The organism is Shigella sp. FC1567 (assembly GCF_001743015.1).
GTDB classification, from domain to species: Bacteria; Pseudomonadota; Gammaproteobacteria; order Enterobacterales; family Enterobacteriaceae; genus Escherichia; species Escherichia coli.
The window spans coordinates 1-3732 of sequence record NZ_MIIV01000175.1; the positions used below are offsets into that span (position 1 = coordinate 1).

A 3732-nucleotide genomic window follows, 5' to 3' on the forward strand; every position below is an offset into this window, starting at 1 on the left:
ACACTGGAGCGTCTTCTGAGCCTGCTGTCGGCCTTTGAGGTCGTGGTATGGATGACGGATGGCTGGCCGCTGTATGAATCACGCCTGAAGGGAAAGCTGCACGTTATCAGCAAGCGTTACACTCAGCGCATTGAGCGACATAATCTGAATCTGAGACAACATCTGGCAAGGCTGGGACGGAAGTCACTGTCGTTCTCAAAATCGGTGGAGCTGCATGACAAGGTCATCGGGCATTATCTGAACATAAAACACTATCAGTAAGTTGGAGTCATTACCGTGGATTTTATCCTCTTTCACCCATTGCCCCATCTCCTTCTGAAACTCATGGATGCGGTGACCATAATCCTGAGCGATAATAAACCCTTGCAAGCGAATACGTTTTTTCAGCACCGTTGCCATCAACAGGGGTAAACGATCCGGACCGGGTGGTAGCTCTGTAGCGTTATAGCTGCTCACTAAGCCACAAACGGGAATGCGCGCAGATGTATTAAGTAATGGTAGCACTGCATCAAATACCTTACCGCCCACGTTTTCATAATAGATATCAATACCTTTTGGGCACGCTTTCACCAGTTGTTCGGCAAAATCACCCGCGTGGTGATCAAGACAAACATCGAAGCCCAGCACCTCGATAGCATGGCGGCATTTTTCCGCGCCACCGGCCCCCCCCACCACCCTGCAACCTTTAAGTTTGCCGATTTGCCCCACCGTTGCTCCCACAGGACCTGTCGCCGCAGCTACCACCAACGTTTCGCCCTCTTTAGGCTGACCGATATCCAGCAGCCCCATATAAGCGGTAAAGCCTGGCATCCCCAGCACACCCAGCGACCACGATGGATTTTGCGGATGATCGCCAAGTTTCACCAGATCATCACCACTGGATATGTCATAGTCCTGCCATCCACTGTAGCCCAGCACCCAGTCGCCAGGCTGATAATCAGGATGATTCGACTCCACAACATGGCTCACCGTGCCGCCGACCATCACGCCGCCAATATCAACAGGCGGTGAATAAGATGGCTCATCGCTCATACGTCCACGCATATACGGGTCCAGGGACAAATAAACTGTGCGCAGTAACACCTGTCCTTCACCCGGTGTGGCGACATCATCTTCTTCAAGACGGAAATTCTCCGGAACCGGTGCGCCATGTGGACGCGAGGCCAGAACCCAACGTCGATTACGCTGCTTTTGTTGCCCCATAATGCTCTCCTGTGCTTTTGGCATGAATCCATCAATAGTAGCAGGCTCACGGGATTGGTTTTGTTTGCAGCCGTCACATCCCCTCTGCAACACGCAATAATTTCATCGAGGAATCCGTTGCTTCGGGCTGTTTTCGATAGTATTGATAACATCATCATCATTATTTTATCGAGGCCAGACATGTCCATCCGTTTTGCCCGCAAAGCCGATTGTGCTGCCATTGCGGAAATTTATAACCACGCCGTGTTGTATACGGCGGCTATCTGGAATGACCAAACGGTTGATGCAGATAACCGCATTGCCTGGTTTGAAGCGCGGACCATAGCAGGTTATCCGGTGCTGGTAAGTGAAGAAGATGGCGTAGTGACGGGATATGCCTCGTTTGGCGACTGGCGTAGTTTCGATGGTTTTCGCCATACCGTGGAACATTCGGTTTATGTCCATCCCGATCATCAGGGCAAAGGTCTGGGGCGTAAATTGTTAAGCCGATTGATTGATGAAGCGCGGGATAGCGGGAAGCATGTCATGGTCGCCGGGATCGAATCGCAAAATCAGGCCTCGCTGCATCTGCACCATTCGCTGGGATTTGTCGTCACCGCACAAATGCCGCAGGTGGGCACTAAATTTGGGCGCTGGCTGGATCTGACATTTATGCAGTTGCAACTCGACGAACGCACTGAACCGGACGCGATTGGATGAATCAGTCGCTCACCCTTGCTTTTTTGATTGCCGCCGGAATTGGTCTGGTAGTCCAGAACACGCTGATGGTGCGCATCACCCAGACCTCCTCTACCATTCTCATCGCCATGTTGCTGAACTCACTGGTGGGGATTGTGCTCTTTGTTTCTATTTTATGGTTTAAACAAGGCATGGCGGGGTTTGGCGAACTGGTGTCCAGCGTGCGCTGGTGGACACTTATACCCGGCTTGCTGGGATCGTTTTTTGTCTTCGCCAGTATCAGCGGATATCAGAATGTGGGAGCGGCGACAACTATTGCAGTACTGGTCGCCAGCCAGCTAATTGGCGGTCTGATGCTGGATATCTTCCGCAGTCATGGCGTACCACTACGGGCGTTGTTCGGCCCAATTTGTGGCGCAATTTTACTTGTGGTTGGCGCCTGGTTGGTAGCCAGACGCTCATTTTAATCAGAGGATGGTGCCGCCTTTGGTTAACTGTTCGTGGCGCGCTTCCATATCTTCTTTATGCTTGCGACCGTGATGAGCAATAGCGGTGCGCAAACGCTGCTGCTGGGTGTAGCGATCTTCCCGACTTAACTCCGCGTCATCGCTCAGGGCGATTAATAATTCGTTCATATGGGCAATGACGCTCTCTTCAATCGCGGCATCCACGCGCGCGATGACTTCATCCAGATGCGACATACTTTCTCCTTAACCACTTGTGAAATTTATCGATTCATCCAAATGATATAAGTCTGCGTGGTGCCGTCAAGCCAGTGAGTAAGATTTAAAACAGTGAAAACAACAGCGCCACCGGGAAACTCATCGGCCATGTTGCCCCCACCAGAAAGGCGCTTAAGAAACGGATGCGTTTCTTATCGTGAGAAAGAAACCAGGTGATAAGAAATGCGATTGCTGCCATAACCGCATAAAAAACAAGCATATGTTGATAGAGAGACATGTACGGGCGTCCAGCCAGATGAATAAAACGCGCGCAAATATGCGTCATTTTTTGACGTGCATCAAGTTTTTTCACCAGTTTGAGAAAAAATCATCAAACAGCAACTTGCCCTTATCCATCTTCAGAATGAGTATTATTGCGGATTTTCTTAACCCGTACTATACACATAGGGGCAATGATAAAAGGTGGCAAAAATGAATGTTTCCAGTAGAACTGTAGTACTGATAAATGTCTTTGCTGCTGTTGGTTTGTTTACTCTTATCTCTATGAGATTTGGCTGGTTTATTTGATGTAGTGATTTTGCACGCAGCACGTACTGTCAGAGAAATCAACTCTCTGACAGTACGCAAGATCTTCTCATACTCTCCAGGTTTACAACATTATCCTTAATATTTACTTCTTTTTGCTGGCATCTACATTGAAATGAGTAGAAAACATCCCCCTACTGTCGTCTATACAAACAGCTTACTGATTCAAACGGAATCTTGTTTTCACATTTTTCTATCATGAATACTTTATACGCGCGGGAGTCTATAAATGCTGAGGTAGCCTGAGTTTAACGGACACTCCTTCCTGAAATAGAATGGCATCAGAAGGAGCTAATAATGAGCAGAAAAAACCAACGTTACTCTAAAGAGTTCAAAGCCGAGGTAATGCTGCCAACTTACTGATTTAGTGTATGATGGTGATTTTAAGGTGCTTGCGTGGCTTCCATTTCCATCAGATGTCCTTCCTGCTCCGCTACTGAAGGCGTGGTGCGTAACGGCAAAAGCACTGCCGGACATCAGCGCTATCTCTGCTCTCATTGCCGTAAAACATGGCAACTACAGTTCACTTACACCGCCTCTCAGCCCGGTACGCACCAGAAATCATTGATATGGCCATGAATGG

At 48.9% G+C, this 3732-nt stretch carries 6 protein-coding genes and 2 pseudogenes; 5 read left to right on the plus strand and 3 right to left on the minus strand.

Going from position 1 to position 3732, the window contains the following annotated elements; genetic code table 11:
* The coding region (locus BHE85_RS11805) for an IS1 family transposase (protein ID WP_000317683.1) at positions 1-261 on the plus strand (261 nt) is incomplete at its 5' end.
* Between the two features lie 15 nt (positions 262-276).
* Here the strand turns inward: BHE85_RS11805 and curA are convergent.
* Positions 277-1203: pseudogene (gene curA, locus BHE85_RS11810) on the minus strand (NADPH-dependent curcumin/dihydrocurcumin reductase); the annotation flags it as partial.
* Positions 1204-1383: 180 nt separating this feature from the next.
* On the opposite strand from curA, the gene BHE85_RS11815 reads away from it, so the two are divergent.
* Positions 1384-1902, plus strand: a complete 519-nt coding sequence (locus BHE85_RS11815; protein ID WP_001353827.1) for a GNAT family N-acetyltransferase — start codon at positions 1384-1386, stop codon at positions 1900-1902.
* The gene (locus BHE85_RS11820) at positions 1899-2348 is read left to right on the plus strand and encodes a DMT family transporter (protein WP_001076535.1); all 450 of its coding nucleotides are present in this window, start codon (positions 1899-1901) and stop codon (positions 2346-2348) included. Before BHE85_RS11815 ends, BHE85_RS11820 begins: the two co-directional genes overlap by 4 nt.
* Here the strand turns inward: BHE85_RS11820 and ydcY are convergent, their stop codons facing one another.
* Positions 2349-2582, minus strand: a complete 234-nt coding sequence (ydcY, locus tag BHE85_RS11825) for a DUF2526 family protein YdcY (RefSeq protein ID WP_000018633.1) — start codon at positions 2580-2582, stop codon at positions 2349-2351.
* Between the two features lie 85 nt (positions 2583-2667).
* A complete protein-coding gene (ortT, locus tag BHE85_RS11830; protein ID WP_000061178.1) occupies positions 2668-2841 on the minus strand; it encodes an orphan toxin OrtT in 174 nt (57 codons plus the stop codon).
* 194 nt (positions 2842-3035) lie between these two features.
* Here ortT and yncL point away from each other — a divergent pair, with 194 nt between their 5' ends.
* Positions 3036-3131: a stress response membrane protein YncL gene (gene yncL / locus BHE85_RS11835; protein WP_001303494.1), complete on the plus strand. Its 96-nt coding sequence runs from the start codon at positions 3036-3038 to the stop codon at positions 3129-3131.
* Positions 3132-3545: 414 nt separating this feature from the next.
* Positions 3546-3732 (plus strand): annotated as a pseudogene (locus BHE85_RS11840) (IS1 family transposase); the annotation flags it as partial.

Bases quoted from the DNA above. Each gene is read 5' to 3' on its own strand.
- BHE85_RS11815 (WP_001353827.1), top strand. From the start codon at position 1,384: ATGTCCATCCGTTTTGCCCGCAAAGCCGATTGTGCTGCCATTGCGGAA.
- BHE85_RS11820 (WP_001076535.1), top strand. From the start codon at position 1,899: ATGAATCAGTCGCTCACCCTTGCTTTTTTGATTGCCGCCGGAATTGGT.
- ydcY (WP_000018633.1), bottom strand. From the start codon at position 2,582: ATGTCGCATCTGGATGAAGTCATCGCGCGCGTGGATGCCGCGATTGAA.
- ortT (WP_000061178.1), bottom strand. From the start codon at position 2,841: ATGTCTCTCTATCAACATATGCTTGTTTTTTATGCGGTTATGGCAGCA.
- yncL (WP_001303494.1), top strand. From the start codon at position 3,036: ATGAATGTTTCCAGTAGAACTGTAGTACTGATAAATGTCTTTGCTGCT.